Source organism: Saccharothrix syringae, from assembly GCF_009498035.1.
In the GTDB taxonomy this organism is placed as follows: domain Bacteria; phylum Actinomycetota; class Actinomycetes; order Mycobacteriales; family Pseudonocardiaceae; genus Actinosynnema; species Actinosynnema syringae.
Genome location: NZ_CP034550.1, coordinates 751717 through 771337 on the forward strand (window position 1 = coordinate 751717; position 19621 = coordinate 771337).

Annotated in this window: 19 protein-coding genes and 1 tRNA gene; 16 read left to right on the plus strand and 4 right to left on the minus strand. The window is 74.3% G+C overall.

What is annotated here, in order from left to right:
- Positions 1 to 40 precede the first annotated feature (40 nt).
- From eno to EKG83_RS03585, 5 genes are all read left to right on the plus strand, one after another.
- Entirely contained in the window at positions 41 to 1327 is a 1287-nt protein-coding gene (gene eno, locus EKG83_RS03565; RefSeq protein WP_033429968.1) for a phosphopyruvate hydratase, read from the plus strand.
- A complete protein-coding gene (locus tag EKG83_RS03570; RefSeq protein ID WP_033429969.1) occupies positions 1327 to 1875 on the plus strand; it encodes an FtsB family cell division protein in 549 nt (182 codons plus the stop codon). Before eno ends, EKG83_RS03570 begins: the two co-directional genes overlap by 1 nt.
- Positions 1872 to 2366 (plus strand): DUF501 domain-containing protein, encoded by a 495-nt coding sequence (locus EKG83_RS03575; RefSeq protein ID WP_033430007.1) that lies wholly within the window; start codon positions 1872 to 1874, stop codon positions 2364 to 2366. Before EKG83_RS03570 ends, EKG83_RS03575 begins: the two co-directional genes overlap by 4 nt.
- Positions 2367 to 2472: 106 nt before the next feature.
- Positions 2473 to 3849 carry a lytic transglycosylase domain-containing protein gene (locus tag EKG83_RS03580; RefSeq protein ID WP_228122488.1) on the plus strand — a complete coding sequence of 459 codons (1377 nt, stop codon included), beginning with the start codon at positions 2473 to 2475 and terminating at the stop codon, positions 3847 to 3849.
- Between the two features lie 76 nt (positions 3850 to 3925).
- Entirely contained in the window at positions 3926 to 4876 is a 951-nt protein-coding gene (locus EKG83_RS03585) for a Ppx/GppA phosphatase family protein (RefSeq protein ID WP_033429970.1), read from the plus strand.
- A 70-nt stretch (positions 4877 to 4946) separates the two neighbouring features.
- Here the strand turns inward: EKG83_RS03585 and EKG83_RS03590 are convergent, their stop codons facing one another.
- Positions 4947 to 6434, minus strand: coding sequence for a S10 family peptidase (locus tag EKG83_RS03590; RefSeq protein WP_033430009.1), 1488 nt, complete (start codon positions 6432 to 6434; stop codon positions 4947 to 4949).
- Positions 6435 to 6466: 32 nt separating this feature from the next.
- On the opposite strand from EKG83_RS03590, the gene EKG83_RS03595 reads away from it, so the two are divergent.
- From EKG83_RS03595 to EKG83_RS03640, 11 genes are all read left to right on the plus strand, one after another.
- Positions 6467 to 7183 (plus strand): uracil-DNA glycosylase, encoded by a 717-nt coding sequence (locus EKG83_RS03595; RefSeq protein ID WP_033429971.1) that lies wholly within the window; start codon positions 6467 to 6469, stop codon positions 7181 to 7183.
- 372 nt (positions 7184 to 7555) lie between these two features.
- Entirely contained in the window at positions 7556 to 8218 is a 663-nt protein-coding gene (locus EKG83_RS03600) for a DUF4129 domain-containing protein (RefSeq protein WP_033430508.1), read from the plus strand.
- Positions 8215 to 8814 carry a hypothetical protein gene (locus EKG83_RS03605; RefSeq protein WP_228122489.1) on the plus strand — a complete coding sequence of 200 codons (600 nt, stop codon included), beginning with the start codon at positions 8215 to 8217 and terminating at the stop codon, positions 8812 to 8814. Before EKG83_RS03600 ends, EKG83_RS03605 begins: the two co-directional genes overlap by 4 nt.
- Positions 8811 to 9776 (plus strand): AAA family ATPase, encoded by a 966-nt coding sequence (locus tag EKG83_RS03610; protein WP_033430507.1) that lies wholly within the window; start codon positions 8811 to 8813, stop codon positions 9774 to 9776. The genes EKG83_RS03605 and EKG83_RS03610 overlap by 4 nt, the downstream gene beginning before the upstream one ends.
- The gene (locus EKG83_RS03615) at positions 9773 to 11089 is read left to right on the plus strand and encodes a DUF58 domain-containing protein (protein WP_033430506.1); all 1317 of its coding nucleotides are present in this window, start codon (positions 9773 to 9775) and stop codon (positions 11087 to 11089) included. The genes EKG83_RS03610 and EKG83_RS03615 overlap by 4 nt, the downstream gene beginning before the upstream one ends.
- Positions 11090 to 11388: 299 nt before the next feature.
- The gene (locus EKG83_RS03620) at positions 11389 to 11814 is read left to right on the plus strand and encodes a hypothetical protein (protein ID WP_153277858.1); all 426 of its coding nucleotides are present in this window, start codon (positions 11389 to 11391) and stop codon (positions 11812 to 11814) included.
- A gap of 170 nt (positions 11815 to 11984) precedes the next feature.
- Complete coding sequence (locus tag EKG83_RS03625; RefSeq protein WP_033430504.1) at positions 11985 to 13310, plus strand: NAD(P)/FAD-dependent oxidoreductase; 1326 nt, start codon at positions 11985 to 11987, stop codon at positions 13308 to 13310.
- A gap of 196 nt (positions 13311 to 13506) precedes the next feature.
- Positions 13507 to 13629, plus strand: coding sequence for a hypothetical protein (locus tag EKG83_RS48860; RefSeq protein WP_265590313.1), 123 nt, complete (start codon positions 13507 to 13509; stop codon positions 13627 to 13629).
- Positions 13630 to 13631: 2 nt separating this feature from the next.
- On the plus strand, positions 13632 to 14750 hold the full coding sequence (locus tag EKG83_RS03630; protein WP_033430503.1) for an ATP-grasp domain-containing protein: 1119 nt from the start codon (positions 13632 to 13634) through the stop codon (positions 14748 to 14750).
- Positions 14731 to 15801: a SagB family peptide dehydrogenase gene (locus EKG83_RS03635; protein WP_033430502.1), complete on the plus strand. Its 1071-nt coding sequence runs from the start codon at positions 14731 to 14733 to the stop codon at positions 15799 to 15801. Before EKG83_RS03630 ends, EKG83_RS03635 begins: the two co-directional genes overlap by 20 nt.
- Positions 15802 to 15888: 87 nt before the next feature.
- A tRNA-Leu gene (locus EKG83_RS03640) sits at positions 15889 to 15962 on the plus strand.
- A gap of 92 nt (positions 15963 to 16054) precedes the next feature.
- Here EKG83_RS03640 and EKG83_RS03645 read toward each other — a convergent pair.
- The 3 genes from EKG83_RS03645 to EKG83_RS03655 are packed head-to-tail and all read right to left on the minus strand — an operon-like array spanning position 16055 to position 19620.
- Complete coding sequence (locus tag EKG83_RS03645) at positions 16055 to 17686, minus strand: DUF885 domain-containing protein (protein WP_033430501.1); 1632 nt, start codon at positions 17684 to 17686, stop codon at positions 16055 to 16057.
- A 54-nt stretch (positions 17687 to 17740) separates the two neighbouring features.
- Positions 17741 to 18388, minus strand: a complete 648-nt coding sequence (locus EKG83_RS03650; RefSeq protein ID WP_033430500.1) for a LuxR C-terminal-related transcriptional regulator — start codon at positions 18386 to 18388, stop codon at positions 17741 to 17743.
- The gene (locus EKG83_RS03655; protein ID WP_153277859.1) at positions 18340 to 19620 is read right to left on the minus strand and encodes a sensor histidine kinase; all 1281 of its coding nucleotides are present in this window, start codon (positions 19618 to 19620) and stop codon (positions 18340 to 18342) included. The genes EKG83_RS03650 and EKG83_RS03655 overlap by 49 nt, the downstream gene beginning before the upstream one ends.
- Position 19621 lies beyond the last annotated feature (1 nt).

Genomic DNA, 19621 nt, shown 5'->3' on the forward strand with positions numbered 1-19621 from the left:
TCGTCACCGATACAGAAGATGGTCTGACGAGGGAGCGCACGTGGCGGTCATCGAGCAGGTCGGCGCCCGCGAGATCCTGGACTCGCGAGGCAACCCCACCGTCGAGGTAGAGGTGGCGCTGGACGACGGCACGCTGGAGCGCGCCGCGGTGCCGTCGGGTGCCTCGACCGGTGAGCACGAGGCGGTGGAGCTGAGGGACGGCGACGCCAAGCGCTACCTGGGCAAGGGCGTCGAGCGGGCGGTCGCCGCCGTGCTCGACGAGATCGGCCCGGAGCTGGTCGGCATCGAGGCCGTCGAGCAGCGGGTGGTGGACCAGAAGCTGGTCGACCTCGACGGCACCCCGGACAAGTCCCGCCTGGGCGCGAACGCCATCCTGGGCGTGTCGCTGGCCGTGGCGAAGGCGGCGGCCGAGTCCAGCGGCCTGGAGCTGTTCCGCTACATCGGCGGCCCGAACGCGCACGTCCTGCCGGTGCCGATGCTGAACATCCTCAACGGCGGCGCGCACGCCGACACCGAGGTGGACATCCAGGAGTTCATGATCGCGCCGATCGGCGCGGAGAGCTTCCGCGAGGCCCTGCGCTGGGGCGCCGAGGTCTACCACTCGCTGAAGTCGGTGCTGAAGTCCAAGGGCCTGGGCACCGGCCTGGGCGACGAGGGCGGCTTCGCGCCCGCCCTGTCGAGCAACCGCGACGCGCTGGACCTGATCCTCCAGGCGATCGAGAAGGCCGGCTACGCGCCCGGCCGCGACATCGCGCTGGCCCTGGACGTGGCGGCCACCGAGTTCTTCTCCGACGGCGCCTACACCTTCGAGAAGAACAAGCGCAGCGCCGAGCAGATGACCGGCTACTACACCGAGCTGGTCAACGCCTACCCGCTGGTGTCGATCGAGGACCCGCTGTCCGAGGACGACTGGGACGGCTGGGTGCAGCTGACCGCCGAGCTGGGCGAGAAGGTCCAGATCGTCGGCGACGACCTGTTCGTGACCAACCCGGAGCGGCTGGAGGAGGGCATCTCCCGCCGCGCGGCCAACGCGCTGCTGGTGAAGGTCAACCAGATCGGCACGCTGTCGGAGACGCTGGACGCGGTGGCCCTGGCCACCTCCTACGGCTACAAGTCGATGATGTCCCACCGGTCCGGCGAGACCGAGGACACCACCATCGCCGACCTCGCGGTGGCCGTCGGCGCGGGCCAGATCAAGACCGGCGCCCCCGCCCGCGGCGAGCGCACCGCGAAGTACAACCAGCTCCTGCGCATCGAGGAGGCCCTGGGCGACGCCGCGCGCTACGCCGGCGACCTGGCCTTCCCGCGGTTCACGCCGGAGGGCTGATGACACCCCGGGACCGGGACCCCCGCCGCGGCCGCGACGCCGCGCGGGGGGCCCGGCCTGCCCGGAAGCGGGCCCGCGCGGGCGTGCCGGCCGAGGGCGGGTCGACGGCGCGGCCGCAGCAGCGGCGGCCGCAGTCCAGGGCCCGGACCAGGGCGGGCGCCGGCACGGGCGGCGCGTTCGGCATGACCGGCACGCGCCGCGCGGCGCTGCTGGCCATGGTCGTGTGCGCGCTGGCGCTGAGCATCGCGGTGCCCCTGCGGACCTACCTGGCCCAGCGCGAGGAGCTGCGCGAGGTCAACGCCTCGCAGGAGACGCTGCGCGCCGAGGTGGCGCGGTTGGAGCAGCGCAAGCGGGAGCTGGCCGACCCGGCGCACGTGGAGGCCGAGGCGCGGCGCAGGCTGCACTACGTGCGGCCCGGTGAGACGCCCTACGTGGTGCAGCTGCCCGGCGACGCGGAGCGCGAACTGGAAGAGCGGCGACCGGCGACCGAGCCGGCCGAGGACAAGGCGTGGTACGAGCAGTTGTGGGATTCGGTGGCGGCGCGATGACGCAGGTGAGCGACGAGGACCGGGCGGCGGTCGCGGCCCAGCTGGGGCGCACCCCGCGCGGCATGCGGGCGGTCGCCGCGCGGTGCCCGGGCGGGCACCCGGCGGTCGTGCGGACCAACCCCCGGCTGGAGGACGGCACGCCGTTCCCGACCCTGTACTACCTGACCTGCCCGCGGCTGACGTCGCTGGTCAGCAGGCTGGAGAGCGCCGGGGTGATGAGGGAGATGACCGACCGGCTGGCCGTGGACGAGGAGCTGGCCGGGCGCTACCTGCGGGCCCACGAGCTGTACCTGGCCGAGCGGGACGCGATCGAACCGCTCGGCACCACCGTCACCGCGGGGGGCATGCCGGGGCGGGTCAAGTGCCTGCACGTGCACGTGGCGCACTCGCTGGCCGCCGGCCGCGGCGTCAACCCGTTCGGCGACGAGGCCCTGGACCTGCTGGCCGACGAGTGGCCGGCCGGGGATTGCGCGTCAAAGGTGAAAAACTGACCGTAGGGGCAGTTCTCCGGACACAAAGCCGGCCCACGGCCGTGACACCGCCGTTCGGATCAGGCAGGCTGGGTCACGGGCCGGGTGACGATGCGATGGGGAGTTCGTGGCTGTGCCGAAGTCCAAGCGACGGGTCAAGAAGCGGGCGAGGGCCCACCCGGGGACGATGACGCCGCGGCAGTGGGGCTTCGCCTCGGCGGCGATCGGCGCCATGCTCGTGCCCACCCTCCTGCACGGCTCCCTCCCGCTGGACTGGGTCCCCCTCTCCGGCGACACCGACATCGAGGCCGTCCCGCCCGGTCCCGGCGACGTGCTCGGCACGCTCGCGCTGGAGGACAGCGGGGCGCTGGGCGCGGGCGGGCGGCTGCCCGAGACCGACGAGCTGAGCGCGTCCCTGCTGGCCGACGCGGACGACCCGGCCGGGTTCGAGGACGACCTGCCCCCGCTGGACGGCGGCTTCCTGCGCGAGGGCCAGCACGGCATCCCGGGCGTCATGCTCGACGCCTACATGCGGGCGGCCGACCGGCTGGCCGAGACCACCCCCGCCTGCAACCTGGACTGGCCCCTGCTGGCGGGCATCGGCCGCATCGAGTCCGGCCACGCCCGCGGCGGCCGGGTGAACGAGAACGGCGACACGGTCGACCCGATCCTGGGCCCGGTGCTCAACGGCGCGCCGGGCGTGGCCGCGATCCGCGACACCGACGGCGGCCGGTTCGACCGCGACACCACGTGGGACCGCGCGGTCGGGCCGATGCAGTTCATCCCGTCCACGTGGGCCGGCTACGCGGCCGACGGCAACGAGGACGGCAAGAGCGACCCGAACAACATCTACGACGCCACCATCGGCGCGGGCAACTACCTGTGCGCGGGCGGCGGCGACCTGGCCGAGCCGGAGGCGCGGGCCCGCGCGGTGTTCCGGTACAACCACTCGAACGAGTACGTGGCGACGGTGCTCTACTGGGCGGACGTGTACGCCAACGGCGTGCCGGTGCTGCCCGACCTGGTCGGCTCGGACGAGGACTTCGGGTCGGACTACGACGAGGGCGACACGCCGGTCGGCGCCTCGCCGCCGGGGTCGCCGAACCAGCCGGGCACGACCACCAACCCGCCGTCGTCCAACCCCTCCTCGTCGAACCCGACCACCTCGTCGAGGCCGCCGGGCACCACGATCACCCTGATCCCGACGAGCCCGACCAGCCCGACGACCACGCCGCCGTGCCCGACGCCGACCACCGGGACGACGCCGACGAGCACGAGCACCACGACGCCCACGACGACCCCCGAGGTCCCGCCGGGCTGCCCGACGCCCACCACGACCACCACGACCACCACGACGACGACGACCACCGCCGCGCAGAGCCCGGTCGAGACCACGGCCACCGCGCCCGGCTCCAGCCCGGCGTCCCCGGGCTCGACGTCGTCCTCCGGTTCGTCGGTCGGCTCCTCGTGGCCGACGACCAGTTCGTCGATGCGCCCGGTCTGAGGTTCCCCGGGGCGGGGTCCCGCTCCGGTCCTCCGACGTAGACTGCGCGCGAGTCCACCGGCGGAGGGGTGTTGGCATGGCGCGCGTGGCCGCGATCGACTGCGGGACGAACTCGATCCGGCTCCTGGTCGCCGACGTGACCACTTCGGACGGTGGCGGGCGCTGGTTGCGCGACGTGCACCGGGAGATGCGGGTCGTGCGGCTGGGGCAGGGCGTGGACGCGACCGGCGAGCTGCACCCGGACGCCGTCGCCCGCACCCGCGCCGCGCTCGTGGACTACACGAACGTGTTGCGCCGCAAGGGGGCCGAGCGGGTGCGGATGGTCGCCACCTCGGCCACCCGCGACGCGGCCAACAAGGACGTGTTCTTCGACATGACCCGCGAGGTGCTGGGCGTCGAGGCCGAGGTCATCAGCGGTGACGAGGAGGCGCGGCTGTCGTTCACCGGCGCGGTGTCCGACCTGGACGCCGGGGAGGGGCCGTTCCTGGTCTCCGACATCGGCGGCGGGTCCACCGAGCTGGTGCTGGGCACGTGGGACGGGGTCCGCGGCGAGGTCGAGGCGGCCCGGTCGGTCGACATCGGGTGCGTGCGGCTCACCGAGCGGTGCCTGCACACCGACCCGCCGACCGGGCGGGAGGTGGACGAGGCCGTCCGCGTGACGCGGGAAGTGCTCCAGGGCGCGTTCGACGCGGTGCCCACCGAGCGGGCGCGGACGTGGATCGGGGTCGCCGGGACGGTGACCACCCTGGTCGCGGTGGCCAAGCGGCTGCCCAGCTACCAGCCGGACGAGGTCCACCTGGCCCGGTTGACCGTGGACCAGGTTCGGGAGACCACGGCCGCGCTGCTGGCCATGGGGCACGACGAGCGGGCCGCGCTGGGGCCGATGCACCCCGGTCGGGTGGACGTCATCTGCGGTGGGGCGCTGGTCGTGCGCACGCTGGCCGAGCACCTGGCGGAGCGGGGCGTGACCGAGCTGGTCGCCAGCGAGCACGACATCCTGGACGGGATCGCGTTCTCGCTGGCCTGAGGCGCCGTCCGCGCCGTCCCGCCGGGCGGCCGCGGCCGCCCGGCGGAATGGCCCGCGGGCAGTCGTGGCCTCAGCGGTTGGAGGCCGACTGGACGAACTCCGCCAGGTCCCTGGACTGCTGCACCCGGCTCGGCTCGTGGACGTACATCATGTGCCCGGCGGGGTAGTACGCCGACTCGATGTTGGCGTGCAGCTCCTCGGGGACGCGCAGGTGCGCCACCACGTGCTCGGCCGCGAAGTACGGCGTCGCGCCGTCGTAGTAGCCGTAGGCGATGTGGACCTTCAGGTGCGGGTTGGCGCGCATCGCCGCGGACAGCTTGTCCGCCACGGACACGTGCGTGCCCTCGAACTCCTTGTACGACCACGGCCGCACGTTGCCGGTCAGCACCTCGTACGGCAGGTCGTTCTCGTAGCCCAGCTCGGCCCGCACGTAGTGGTTCAGCCCGGCCGTGTACGACCCGAGGATCGCCGTGTACGACGGGTCCTGGCTCATGTGCTCGCGCCCGTAGTCGTCGTCCGGCCCGGTGAACCGCGAGTCCAGCCGGCCGACCACCCTGCGCTGCGCGCGCAGCAGCTCGGTGAAGAACCGGACGTGCTCGACGCGCAGGTTCACCCGGTCCACGTAGTCCTCGGACAGGCCGGTCAGCGACGCCAGCCGCGCCACCGCGCTCGCGCGCTCCTCAGTGGACAGCCGGTTGCCGCGCGCCAGGGCCCACGGGTAGTCGCGCGCGGCGAACTCCTCGGCCTCGCCCAGCACCTCCTCCAGCGGCCGGTCGCCGTGCAGGCCGTGGTAGTGCGCGATCGCCGCGTACGTCGGCAGGAACAGGGCGTGCGGCACGTCGTTGTTGTCGCTGAAGTCCAGGGTGGTGAAGTCCAGCACCGAGGAGATCAGCATCAGCCCGTTGAGGTACATGCCGTAGCGGCTCTGGAGGTGCTCGGCCAGGCCCGCCGCGCGCAGGGTGCCGTACGACTCGCCGGCCAGGAACTTCGGCGACATCCAGCGGCCGTTGCGGGAGGTCCACAGCCGGACGACCTCGCCGACGGACTCCAGGTCGCCCTGGAAGCCGTGGTACTGGCCGGGCTTCTCGCCCTTCACCGCGCGCGAGTAGCCGGTCGAGACCGGGTCGATGAACACCAGGTCGCTGTGCGCGAGCAGGGTCTCGGCGTTGTCCACCAGGTCGTAGGGCGGCGGGGCGAGGTCGCCGACGTCGCCGGACACCACGCGGCGCGGGCCGAGCAGGCCCAGGTGCAGCCACACGCTGGACGAGCCGGGGCCGCCGTTGAACGCGAAGGTGACCGGCCGCCGGGAGGGGTCGGCGCCGTCCAGGGTGTACGCGGTGACGAAGACCTCCGCCTTGGGCAGGTGGCCGTCGAACTTGCCGTCGGTCAGCACCTCCTGGCGCAGCACCACCCGGCCGGTGGTGGCGGTGTAGTTCAACTTGCGCCGCTTGACGGTGATGCTGTGCTGGGTGGTGACGAGGTCGTCGGCGGGGAGGTCCTTCCCGTCGCCGGACGCGTCGTTGACGGGCTGCTCGTCGGCGGTGTCCTTGTCGGTCATGGTCGGCACTCTACGATTCGGAGCCGCGTTCCGTGGGTGGGCTTTCCGCACTGGACGAGGGCGTGACGACCTGCCGGGCCTGCCCGCGCCTGGTCGCGTGGCGGGAGGAGGTCGCGCGGGTGCGGCGGGCCGCGTTCCGGGACCAGGTCTACTGGGGGCGCCCGGTGCCGGGGTTCGGCCCGGCGGACGCGGCGCTGGCGATCGTCGGCCTGGCGCCCGCCGCGCACGGCGCGAACCGCACCGGCCGCATGTTCACCGGTGACCGCTCCGGTGACTTCCTGTACGCGGCGCTGCACGCGGTGGGGCTGGCCAACCAGCCGACGTCCACGCACGCGGGCGACGGCCTGACCCTGGTCGGCACGCGGATCACCGCGCCGGTCAAGTGCGCGCCGCCGGCCAACAAGCCGACGCCGGAGGAGCGGGACAACTGCCGGCCGTGGCTGGTGCGCGAGCTGGAGCTGCTGCGGCCGACGCTGCGGGCGGTGGTGGTGCTGGGCGCGTTCGGCTGGCAGGCGCTGCTGCCGGTGCTGGCGTCGTGCTGGCGGGTGCCGCGCCCGCGCCCGACCTTCGGCCACGGCGCCCGCACCGCGCTGGCGGCCCTGGACGGCGGCGCGCCGCTGCACCTGTTCGGCTGCTTCCACGTGAGCCAGCAGAACACCTTCACCGGGCGGCTGACCCCGCCGATGCTGGAGGAGGTGCTGGCCGCAGCGGCGGGGGCGGCGGGCATCCGGACGGCGGGACGGGCCTGAGAGTTCACCGGTTGGTGTCGACTTGCCGGTGCTGGTGCGCGCAATCGCTTGCGGGGTGGGTGAGCAGGCGGGCAGAGGGGGCTCGGGTGGCCGAGGAGGGAGGCAAGGGCAGAGGGCTGAGCAGGCGAGGGTAGGGATCAGGCGGGCGGCGGGCAGGGGCGGGTGGCCGGGCGGGCGGGGGCGGGTGATCGGGCGGGCGGGTGATCGGGCGGGCAGGGGCGGGTGGCCGGGCAGGTGGTGCGGGAAGCGGGTGAAGTTCACCGGCAGGTGTGATCACCGCACCGCACCGCACCGCACCGCACCGCACCGCACCACCCCGCCGATCCGCGAAACCGCCTGCGCCCCGACCGGCCCGGCGGGCATCCTGGGTGCATGAGACCCCGGCTCGCACTCGCCCTCGCGACGGGGTCCGCGCTCATCCTCGTCGCCCTCGCCGCGCGCGGTTCGTCGCCGGTGACCTACACCGACCGCACGGCGGCCCTCGACGACGCCCCACCTCCCACCGCGAGCTCCGTCGAACCCCTGAACACCGACGTGGAGGGCTCGACCGCGGCCGGTTCGCTGCTGGTGTTCGTGATCGTCCTCTTCGCCGCGGCGATCATCGGCGCCATCGCCCTGGCCGTCTACATCGCCACCGAGGTCCGGCGCAGGCGGCGCTCGGGCACGGGCCGCTTCAGCGAGGCGCCCGACGCGGTCGACGAGCACGCCCGGCCACCCGAGGTCCTGGTCCAACGCGCCACCGAGGCCCTGCGGGTCCTGCGCGAGCGCGCGAACGGCCCGCCGGGCGACGCCGTCATCGCCGCCTGGCTCGCCCTCGAACAGGCCGCCGAGGACAGCGGGCAGCCCAGGCAGGGCCACCAGACGCCCACCGAGTTCACCGGTGCCCTCCTCGCCCGCTACCGGGTGGACGGGGACGCCACCACCACCCTGCGCCGCACCTACCAGCGCGCCCGGTTCGGCACCGCCGAGGTCACCCCGGCCGACGCCAGGGTCGCGGCCGAGGCGCTGGAGACGATCGTGCGGGGGCTGCGATGACCGGAGGGACGACCGGCGGGACGACTGGCGACGGCCGGGGCGCGGGTTCCACCGGCGGCAGGGCCACGGCCCCCACCGGCGGCAGGGCCACGGCGGCACCCACCGGCGACCGGGCACCCGCGGGCTTCACCGTCACCCCGCTGCTCAGCGCGACCGGCAGCGCCGCGGTCACCCTCCTCGCGGCCGCCGCCACCGCGCTGGTCCTCGTCCGCGCGGGCGCGCCCTGGCACTGGGCCGTCCTCGTCGCGCTGCCCGCCGGCGGCCTCGCGCTGCTCGCCGGGCGCCTGCCGCAGCCCACCGACATCGCCTGGGCCGCCCCGCCGGTCGGCGTCACCGGCGGCTCGTCCACCCACGCCAGCGCGCTGGCCGGGCGCTTCGCCGAGGCCGCGGCCGACCGGGACCGGTTCACCCGGCGCGTCCAGCCCCGCCTGCGCCGGCTCGCCGAGGCCCGCCTGCGCCAGGTGCACGGCGTGCCCGACCTGGACGACCCGCGGGCCCGGACCGTCCTGGACCCGGACCTGTTCCGCCTGCTGACCGACCCGAGCGCGTCACTGCCCGAGCCCGCGCGGCTCGCCGAACTGCTGGAGGGACTGTGACACAGCCGAGCACCGGCACCATCGCCGCGGAGGCCAAGGCGGTGCTCGACGCCGTCGGCACGGTCGTGGTGGGCCGGGAGCGCTCCCTGCGGCTCGCCCTGGCGGCGATCCTGGCCGGCGGCCACGTGCTGCTGGAGGACGTCCCCGGCCTGGGCAAGACGCTGATGGCCCGCAGCCTGGCCCAGGCCCTGCGGCTGGGGTTCAAGCGCCTCCAGTGCACCCCCGACCTGCTGCCCGCGGACGTGACCGGCTCGTTCCTCTACGACCCGGGCACGCGCGAGTTCACCTTCCGCGAGGGCCCGCTGTTCACCGGCCTGCTGCTGGCCGACGAGATCAACCGCACGCCGCCCAAGACCCAGTCCGCGCTGCTGGAGGCCATGCAGGAGCGCCAGGTCACGGTGGAGGGCCGCACCTTCCCGCTGCCCCGCCCGTTCCACGTGCTGGCCACCGCCAACCCGGTCGAGTACGAGGGCACCTACCCGCTGCCCGAGGCGCAGCTGGACCGGTTCCTGCTGCGCCTGGACATCGGCTACCCGCCGCCCGCCGAGGAGGTCGAGGTGCTGCGCCGCCGGCTCGCCCGGCGCCGGGAGGAGGCCGAGGTGCCGCCGGTGCTCGACGCCGAGCGCCTGGCCGCGCTCCAGCGGGGCGTGGAGCAGGTCGCGGTGGACGACGACGTGCTGCGCTACTGCGTGGACCTGGCCGCCGCGACCCGCGACCACGCGGCCGTCGAGGTCGGCGCGTCACCGCGCGGCGCGCAGGCGCTGGTGCTGGTCGGGCGTGCCCTCGCGGTGCTCGACGGGCGGGACTTCGTGCTGCCCGAGGACGTCAAGGAGTGCGCGGTGCCCGCGCTGGCCCACCGGCTCACGCTGCGCCCGGAGACGTGGACCTCCGGCACCACCGGCGTGGAGGTGGTGACCGAGCTGCTGGGTCGCGTGCCGGGTCCCGCGAGCAGCCGGTCGTGAACCGCGCGCAGCGGCTCAGGGAGGCGATCACCGGCGGGCGCGGCGCGCGGTGGCACCCGACCGACGCGCTGGTGCGCGGGCTCGTGCTGGGCGTGGGCATGGTGGTGCTCGGCGGCCTGCTGCACGAGGTCGAGCTGGTGCTGATCGGCGCGCCGCTGCTGATCTCCACGCTGGTCGCCCTGGTCACCCCGGTCGGCGGGGTGCCGCGGGTGGACGTCCGCCGGCTGCCCCGCACCGGCGAGGTGGGCGCGGCGAAGTCGTCGGTCGGGATCGACCCGGGGCCGGGCGCCGAGGTGGTGGCGATCCGGCTGCCGGTGGCCGGCCCGGGGATCGGCCCGGTGCACCTGCTGCCCGCCGAGGCGGGCGAGGTGGAGGTGGTGCTGCGCCGCGACGCCTGGGGCGAGGGCGTGGACCTGCGGCCGGACCACCTGGTGGCGGGCCCGGACGCGCTGCTGGTCTACGGGCCGGTCACCGCGCCCGAGCGCGGCCGGCTGCTGCTGCCGCCGGTGGAGCCGCTGCCCGCGGGCCTGCTGCCCGCCCGCGCCGCCGGCCTGGTCGGCGCGCACCGGGCCCGGCGGCCGGGCGACTCGGTCGAGCTGCGCGACATCCGGGCGTTCCAGCCGGGCGACCGGCTGCGGCGGATCGACTGGCGGGTGTCGCTGCGCAGCGGTGACCTGCACGTCCGCGAGCACCACGCGGAGGCCGACGCGGACGTCGTGCTGGCCCTGGACACCCGGCTGGACCTGGGCGCGGAGGTCGGCGACTGGTCCACCACGGCGCGCGGCGCCGGTGCGCGGCCGGGCGGGAGCCTGGACCGGGCGGTGCGGGCGGCGGCGTCGCTGGCGGCCGGCTACCTGCGGCAGGGCGACCGGGTGAGCCTGGTGGACCTGGCCCGGCCGCGGTTGGGCCTGCGGGCCGGCGCCGGGCGGCGGCAGCTGCTGCGGGTGCGCCACCAGCTCGTGGTGTGCGCGCGGTGGGTGGGCTGGGCGTCGCGGCCCGTGCTGCGGCCCGAGCAGGTGCCGCACGGCGCGCTGGTGGTGGTGCTGTCGCCGTTCCTGGACGCGGACGTGGTGGAGCTGACCGTGCACGCGGCGCGGCGCGGCAACGCGGTGCTGGCCGTGGACGTGCTGCCCCGGCCGCTGCGGCCCGACCGGGAGACGCCGTGGGGGAGGAGCGCGTTGAAGGTGATCGAGCTGGAGCACGACGTGCGGCTGGAGGCGATGCGGCGGCACGGGGTGGCCGTGGTGGCGTGGGGCGACCCGATCTCGGGCGCGCTGCGGCGGGCGCGGTCGGCGCGGCGGGTGGTGCGGTGAACGCGGGGGCGAACCCCGGGACGAATCCCGGGGCCGACTCCGGGACCGGCTCGAACGCCAGGTCGGGTGCCACGCCGGCCCCCGGGTCGGGTCCCGCGCCGGCCCCCGGGTCGGGTCCCGCGCCAACCTCCGACCCGACCCCCGGCCCGCTCCCGACCCCCGACCCGCCCTCAACCCCCGGCCCGCTCCCGACCCCCGGCCCGCCCCCTGGGCCCGCCCCCAGGCGCGAGCTGCGCGCCGGCCTGCCCGGCTGGGTCCTGCGGGCCGCGATCACCCTGACCTGCGCCGCGGTCGCCGGGGTGCTGACCGCGGCCGGCGTCGAGGGCCCCGCCCTGGTCCTCTACCTGCTGCTGGCGGTGGTCGCGGCGGCGATCCCGGCGTCGGCGGCCGCGATCCTCCTGGTCGCCTACCCGGCGGGCGCGCTGGTGTTCGCCACCGACGGCACGTGGTGGCCCGGGGTGCTCGCGCTGGTGGTGCTGCTGCACCTGGTGCACGTGCTGTGCGCCTACGCGGCCCTCGTCCCGCTCCGGTCGCGCGTTCACCCGGAAGCACTAAGGGCACCCGCGAAGAGGTTCGTCCTCGTTCAACTCCCCGTGCTCGCCCTCGCCGGCCTCGTCACCCTGTTGCCTGCCGGCCGAACGGACGCACCGGTTGAGGTGATCGGCCTCGCGTGCGCCCTCGGGCTGGCCGCCGGCGCGGTGCTGCTGCTGCGCCGCGGCCGCTGAGGAAACCGGCCACCCGACTCAGCGGTAGCTGAACAACTGGATCGTTCCTCTCAGTGCGTTCACCGGACCGCGCTGGTCAGTGGAGGGGTGTTCGGCATCACCCGGCGACAGTGGTCACAACGGGCCTCGCCGATGCGCGTGAAAGGCACCCCCGGTGCGACCATGGGTGTATGGCTGCTGTGAAGTCGCAACCCACACGGATCGTGATTGTCGGCGGTGGGTACGTCGGCATGTACACCGCGCTGGGATTGCAGAAGAAGCTGCGTTCCGGCGAGGCGTCCGTGACGGTCATCGACCCCCAGCCGCACATGACCTACCAGCCGTTCCTCCCCGAGGCGGCGGCGGGTTCCATCGAGCCGCGCCACGTGGTGGTGCCGCTGCGCAAGGTCCTCAACCGGTGCCACGTGGTCACCGGCCGCGTCACGAAGATCGAGCACGCGCGCAAGACCGTGACCGTCGAGCTGGCCGACGGCCACGTCGGCGAGTACGAGTACGACGTGCTGGTCTCGGCGCTCGGCGCGATCTCGCGCACCCTGCCGATCCCCGGCCTGCCCGAGGTCGGCATCGGCATGAAGACCATCGGCGAGGCCATCTACCTGCGCAACCACGTGCTGTCGCGGCTCGACCAGGCCGCCAGCACCGACGACCCGGAGCTGCGCAAGCGGCTGCTGACCTTCGTGGTCATCGGCGGCGGCTTCGCGGGCATCGAGACGCTGGCGGAGCTGGAGGACATGGCCCGCTACGCGCTGCGCTACTACGAGGGCCTCAAGCCCGCCGACATGCACTGGGTCCTGGTCGAGGCGACCAACCGGATCATGCCCGAGGTGAGCGCCAAGCTCGGCGTCTACACCGTCGAGCAGCTGGAGAAGCGCGGCATCCGCTGCTACCTGGACACCCGGGTGAAGTCGATGGAGGGCGGCCACGTCGTCCTGGACGACGGCACCGAGTTCGACTCGGACACCATCATCTGGACCGCGGGCATGAAGGCCAACCCGATGCTGCGCGACACCGACCTGCCGCTGGACCCGCGCGGCCGGGTGCAGTGCACGGCGGCCATGCAGGTGGTCGGCCTGCCGGGCGTGTGGGCGGCGGGCGACTGCTCGGCCGTGCCGGACCTCTCGCGCACCGAGGAGGACCCGACGGCGACCTGCGTGCCGAACGCCCAGCACGCCATCCGCCAGTCGAAGCTGCTGAGCAAGAACATCGTGGCCAGCCTGCGCGGCAAGCAGCCCAAGGACTACTACCACAAGTACGTGGGCTCGGTGGCCGGCCTGGGCCTCTACAAGGGCGTCGCGGACGTCTACGGCATGCGGTTCCGGGGCGTGGTGGCCTGGTTCATGCACCGCAGCTACCACGTGATGTTCATGCCCACGGTCAACCGCAAGTTCCGCGTCTTCGTCGACTGGACGCAGGCGCTGTTCTCGGGCCGCGAGGTGGTCGCGCTGGGTCAGATCCACGACCCGAAGGCCGAGTTCGACCGGGCGACCAAGAGCTGAAACGTGAAAGGCTCTCGTCACGCTGCGCCGTTCGGGTGTGGCGTGACGAGGGCCGTCCGGGTCAGCGCGGCAACTTGAGCCCCCGATCGGGCTAATCGTGTCTCACCCGTCTTGACATTGCGTAACGTGAACCTAAGAATACAGCTGGTGTATCGCCTGAATGTGTGATGCGCCAGTGGGAGAGAGGTGAGCCGCGATGTCGCTTGAGGAGCTGGCCGCACAGCTTCGCCGCGGTGAGATCGAGGATCGCGCACTGGCGGAGTACTTCGCGGAGTACGCCACCGCCGAGAAGCGCTTCTGCAGCAAGAAAGACGACTGAGGATGACCGTGGCCGGGCGGGGGGACGAGCCGGTCCCCCCGCCCGACGTCGTCAGACCGGTCCAGCCCACCCCGCTGCTGCTCCAGGGCCAGGACTACCTCTTCCGGTCGCAGCCCAAGTGCCTGGACTTCCAGGAGCAGGTGCACCGCCTCGGGATGGTCGACCCGGGTGACGGCGGCCCCGTGCCCTGCGTGCTGGTCCTCGCCCGCGCCGCCGACATGGAGATGAACGAGCTCTCCATCGCGCTGGCCGAGCGCGGCATCCGGATGGCCCGCATCGACGCCGACCGCTCGGTCGACCTGCCGCTCACCGTCTACACCGACCAGCCGCTGCTGGAGCTCGACCGCTGGCTGCTGCGCCCCCTGCTGGTGTGGCGCAGGCACTTCGAGCTGGCCTCCATCCCGGTCGAGCCGGGCACCCTGGCCGGCGCCTACGCCGTGGACCAGTGGGGCTCGGTGGCCAACTGGCTGGCCAGCCGCGGCGACTGGGCGCACGTCAACCCCAGCCGCGCCACCGCGCACCTCGACCGGCTCACCCAGCTCGCCGACGCCTCCGCCTTCGGCCTGCGCGTGCCGCGCACCACCGTCACCACCCGCCCCGGCCGCACCCGGCCCGGCGGCGGGCGCTGCATCGTCAAGACCTCGGGCCGCCACCTGCTGGAACCGCGCCCCGGCAGGCAGCACGGCCTGTTCCCGCGCCCGCTGGAGACCAGCCGCGCGGGCGACGTGCCCGAGTCCGCGCCGGTCATCGTGCAGGAGTACGTGCCCGCCGAGACCGAGCTGCGGGTGTTCGTGGTCGGCGAGCGCTGCCTGGCCTTCCAGGTCGACAAGCTGGACCCGGCGCAGCTGTGGGTGGATCCTGGGGCCGTCCGGGTGACGCCCGTCGACGTGCCGGGCGGGTTGACCGACCGGCTGCTCGCGCTGGCGCGGCACTGGCGCCTGCAGGTGGCCGCGTTCGACCTGCTCGTCTCCGGCGGTGACCACGTGTTCCTGGAGGTCAACGTCAACTGCGACTGGCGGTGGTTCGAGCACCGCGCCGCGGACCACCGGGTGTCCGCGGCGGTGCACGAGTGGGTGGCGGCGCGGTTCAAGGAGCTCTTGGGTGCGGGCAAAGGTCGCTGAGCACGCGACGCTGTTCTACCAGGACGGCGTCGTGGTCTGGGACGATTACCTGCACCACCGGCAGTTCGCCATCAGCGAGACCGCGGAGCTGCTGTGCCGCAAGTTCGCCGAGTTCACCGACGTCGACGAGCTGCTGGCGCCGCTGGCCGACGCCGACCGCGCCGCGCTGCGCGCCCTGGTCGACGAGCTGGTCGAGAAGGGCGTGCTGGTCGTCGAGGGCTCGCCGCGGCACCGGGAGGAGGCCCGGCTGCTCGCGGGCTGGGGCGAGTGGGGCCTGGCGGCCCGGCACTTCCACTTCGCCAGCCGCACCCTCGGCGACGCCCCGTACCAGGACGCCGACGAGCACGACGCGGCGCTGGACGCCAAGCTCGCGGTGCGCCCGCCGCCCTCGCCGTTCCGCAGCCTCGGCGGCACCGCCGTGCTGCTGCCGCCGCCCGCCGACGAGCCGTCCTGGGGCGCGCGGGGCCTGCGGGACGTGCTGCTGGCCCGCCGCACCACCCGCGAGTTCGGCCCCGGCCCGCTGTCGCTGACCCGGGTCGCCGACCTGCTGGCCGTGCTGGGCGCGCCGTCGCCGGCCCGGTCGCGCATCGGCCGCTCCGGCACGGTGTTCAAGACCAGCCCGTCCGGCGGCGGGCGGCACCCGGTCGAGCTGTACGCGCACGTGCGCGACGTGGAGGTGCTGGCACCCGGCTGGTACCACTACGACGGGCTGGCGCACGCCCTGGAGCCGCTGGGCGTGGCCTGGGACCAGGACGAGATGGCGCGCGCGGCGGGCGACCAGGACTGGGTGGGGCGGGCACCGCTGGTGATCGCCTACACCGGCGTGCTCGAACGGACGAGTTGGCGATATGACACCGCCCGCGCGTACCGCGTTGTGCAAATGGATGTGGGCCATCTGTCCCAAACCGCATATCTGGTTGCTACGGCTATGGGTTTTGGTATCGGCTTCACCGCAGCATTGCGGGATGAGCTCCTCGAAGAAGCTCTCCGGTGTGATGCTTATCACGAAGCTGTACTCGGCATGAGCGCTGTGGGTCCATTACCCGAATGAGCGCAATAGCGGATCGCATTGAGCCGTGCGGGGGACTTCTATCGAACCTGCCCCACGAACGCTCGGTAACGGCTTAAGCTCCCCGCTGCCCCCGTAGCCCAATCGGAAGAGGCAGGCTCCTTAAAAGAGTCACAGTACGGGTTCGAATCCCGTCGGGGGCACGTCCGGCGCCGCTCGGGGTTTCACCCGTCTGCCGCGTGGGCAGGGCGGACGCACGCGGCGGGGGACCCCGGACCGGAGTCCCCCCGGCGCGTCAGGACAGCTCCCGCACCCAGGCCGTGACGACGTCGTCGAGCACGGCCAGCGGCAGCGGGCCGCCTCCCAGCAGCAGGTCGTGGAAGGCCCGGACGTCGAACCGCCCGCCCAGCGCGCCCTCGGCCGCGGCCCGGAGCCGCTGGATCTCCAGCCTGCCCACCATGTACGACAGCGCCTGCGCGGGCGCGGCGATGTACCGGTCGACCTCGTTCTCGACCTCCACCCGCGCCATCGGCGTGTGCTCCAGCAGGTAGTCCACGGCCCGCTGCCTGCTCCAGCCGTGCGCGTGCAGCCCGGTGTCGACCACGAGCCGCCCGGCGCGCATCGAGTCCAGCGCGAGCATGCCCAGCCGCGCCACGTCCGAGGAGTACAGGCCCATCTCGTCGGCCAGCCGCTCGGTGTAGAGGCCCCAGCCCTCGGTGTAGGCGTTGACCACCGCGAACCGGCGCAGCGCGGGCAGCTCGGTCAGCTGCTGGGCGAGGCAGAACTGGAAGTGGTGCCCCGGCACCGCCTCGTGGAAGGCGGTCGCCTCGGCCTGGTAGCGGAACCGCTCCTCGACGCGGTGGGTGTTGGCGAAGTACGTGCCGGGCCGCGCGCCGTCCAGCGACGGCGGCGCGTAGAACGCCATGGGCTGGCCGGGCGCGTCGGCCTCGGGCACCGGCTCGACCCGGCAGACCTGGCCGGGCAGCCGCCCGAACCACCGGGGCGCGGCACCCTCGGCGCGGGCCACGGCCTCGCGGGCGGCGCCCAGCAGCTCCTCGGCCGAGCCCCAGCGCAGTTCCGGGTCGGTGCGCATCCGCCGGAACACCTCGGCCACGTCGCCGGTGCCGAACACCCGCTCCCCGACCTCGGCGTACTCCTCGGCCAGCGCGGCGACCAGGTCCAGGCCGGTCCGGTGCAGCTCCTCGGGGGTGCGGGAGGTCGTGGTGTGGAAGCGGGTCAGCGCCGCGTACACCTCCTCGCCGCCGGGCAGCAGGCCGACCCCCACCCGGTCCTCCGGGCGGCCCGCCAGGCTCGCCAGGACGTCCCGGTAGGCGGCGACCGCGGGCCGCACGACCGAGGCCAGCAGCCGGTCGCGCCGCGCGGTGAACGCCTCGCCCCCCTGCGGCCGGGCCAGCGGGTCCTCGGCGGCGCCCAGGTAGCGGTCCAGGTGGGCCACGGCGTTGTCCACCAGGTGCCGCACGGGGGTGCGGCCCGCCGCCGCGCCCTCCAGGTGCCGCTCGGCGACGGTGCGCAGGTAGGTCGGGATCGCGGCCAGCCGGTCCAGGTACGCCTGCTCGGAGTCCGGCCCGGACGGCACGGTCATCGGCAGGACGGTCAGCGCCTCGCTCGCGGGCGCCACGTACAGGTCGGTGACGGTGTACTCGACCTGGCGGGCGTCGAGCCAGTCCACCAGCGCCCCGGCCTGCTGCACGACCACCGCCCTGGTCACCGGGTCGTCGTCGGCGGGCAGGGCGCGCGCCCGTTCGGCGATGTCGAGCGCCAGGGCCCGCTGCGATTCCTCGGCCGCGCGGGAGTGGTCGGCGAGCAGGTGGTCGTAACCGGTGACACCCACGACCGTGGCGCCGACCGGTGAGTTGCGGAAGATCAGGTCCAGCAGTTCGTCGGCCAACTCGGCGGTCGTCGCCATCCATGCCCCCGGGGGTTCGTAGTCGGACACATGGTACTTAGCCTAAGAAACGATTTATACCGCTTCCAAATAGGTCAGCACGGCCAGCACGCGCCGGTTGTCGTCCTCGGACAACGGCAGGTCCAACTTGCCGAAGATGTTCGCGATGTGTTTGCCGATCGCTTTCTCGGTGACGAACAGCCGCGCGGCGATCGCGGCGTTGGAACGGCCCTCCGCCATCAGGGCCAGCACTTCCCGCTCGCGCGGCGTCAGGGTGCCCAGGGACCGGTCGCGCGCACCGCGCGCGAGCAGCTGGGTGACCACCTCCGGGTCCATCGCGGTGCCGCCCGAGGCCACCCGCCGGACCGCGTCCACGAACCGCCGCACGTCCGACACCCGGTCCTTGAGCAGGTACCCCACGCCGCCCGCCCGGTCGGACAGCAGCTCCCGCGCGTACAGCTGCTCGACGTACTGCGACAGCACCAGCACCGGCAGGCCCGGCACGCGCCGGCGCGCCGTGATCGCGGCCCGCAGCCCCTCGTCGGTGAACGTCGGCGGCAGCCGCACGTCGACCACCGCCACGTCCGGGCGGTGGGCGACGAGGGCGTCGAGCAGCGCGGGACCGGAGTCGACCGCCTCCACGACGTCGAAGTCGTGGGCCCGCAGCAGCCGGATCAGGCCGTCCCGGAGGAGGACGAGGTCTTCACCGAGGACAACGCGCACGGCAGCTCCATGGTCACGATGGTCGGCCCGCCCACCGGGCTCGCGACGCCGAGTGTGCCGTCGAACGCGCCCAGCCTGCGCTCGACCCCGAGCAGCCCGCCGCCCTCGGTGGGCACCGCGCCGCCGCGCCCGTCGTCGCCGATCATCAGGGCCAGCCGGCCGCCCTCGTGCCGCACCCGCACCCACGCGCCGGTCGCGCCGCTGTGCTTGGCCACGTTGGTCAGCGCCTCGGCCACCGCGAAGTAGGCGGCCGACTCCACCGGCGGCTCCGGCCGACCGGCCAGCTCCAGGTCGACCGACACCGGCAGCGGGTGGGCCAGCGCCAGCGCCCGCAGCGCGCCGTCCAGGCCCCGGTCGGCCAGCACCGGCGGGTGGATGCCGCGCACCAGGCCGCGCAGCTCGGCCAGCGCCAGCGACGACGACTCGCGCGCCTCGGCCAGCAGCTCCCGGGCCGCCTCCGGGTCGCGCGCCATCAGCTCCTCGGCCATGCCCAGGCTCATCCCGAGCGAGACCAGCCTGGCCTGCGCCCCGTCGTGCAGGTCGCGCTCGATGCGCCGCAGCTCGGCGGCCCGCGCGTCGACCGCGTCGGCCCGCGAGTCGGCCAGCTCCCGGACGCGGTCGGTCAGCGCGGCGCGGGCGCCGGGCGCGAGCAGCCACCGCGCGACCCGCGCGTGCAGGTGCTCGACGCGGTCGGTGGCCCACCAGGCGAGCACCAGGTAGGCGACGCCGAGCAGCGGCGCGAGCACCACGTTCCCGGGGGTGTCGGCGTCGATCAGGCTGTACTCGACCTCCCGGGCGCCGTTCAGCCACAGCAGCGGTGCGGCGAACCCGAACGCGCCGCCCAGCCACAGCGCGAGCGGCAGCACCCCGCACAGCGTCCCGACCACGGCGTTGACCGGCAGGAACGCCAGGTCCCGCCACGTCGCCGGGTCGGTGGCGACGGTGCGCACGCGGGTCATCGGGCCGCGGTTGGCGGGCCGCCGGTAGGGCGACGGGATGCCGGTGCCCAGCACGCCCGCCGCCCAGCCGCGGTGGTGCCCGGTGTAGCGGCGGGCCAGGGCGGTGGACAGCAGCAGCAGCGGCACGCCGACCGTCACCAGGACCAGCGGGTAGGTGACCAGTTGCAGCGGCACCAGCGCCAGGCCCAGCAGGGACAGCGGCACCCTGGCCAACGCCAGCGAGGCCCGGGTCAACCGCGCGCGCACCTCGCGCACCAGGTCGTGATCGGTCATG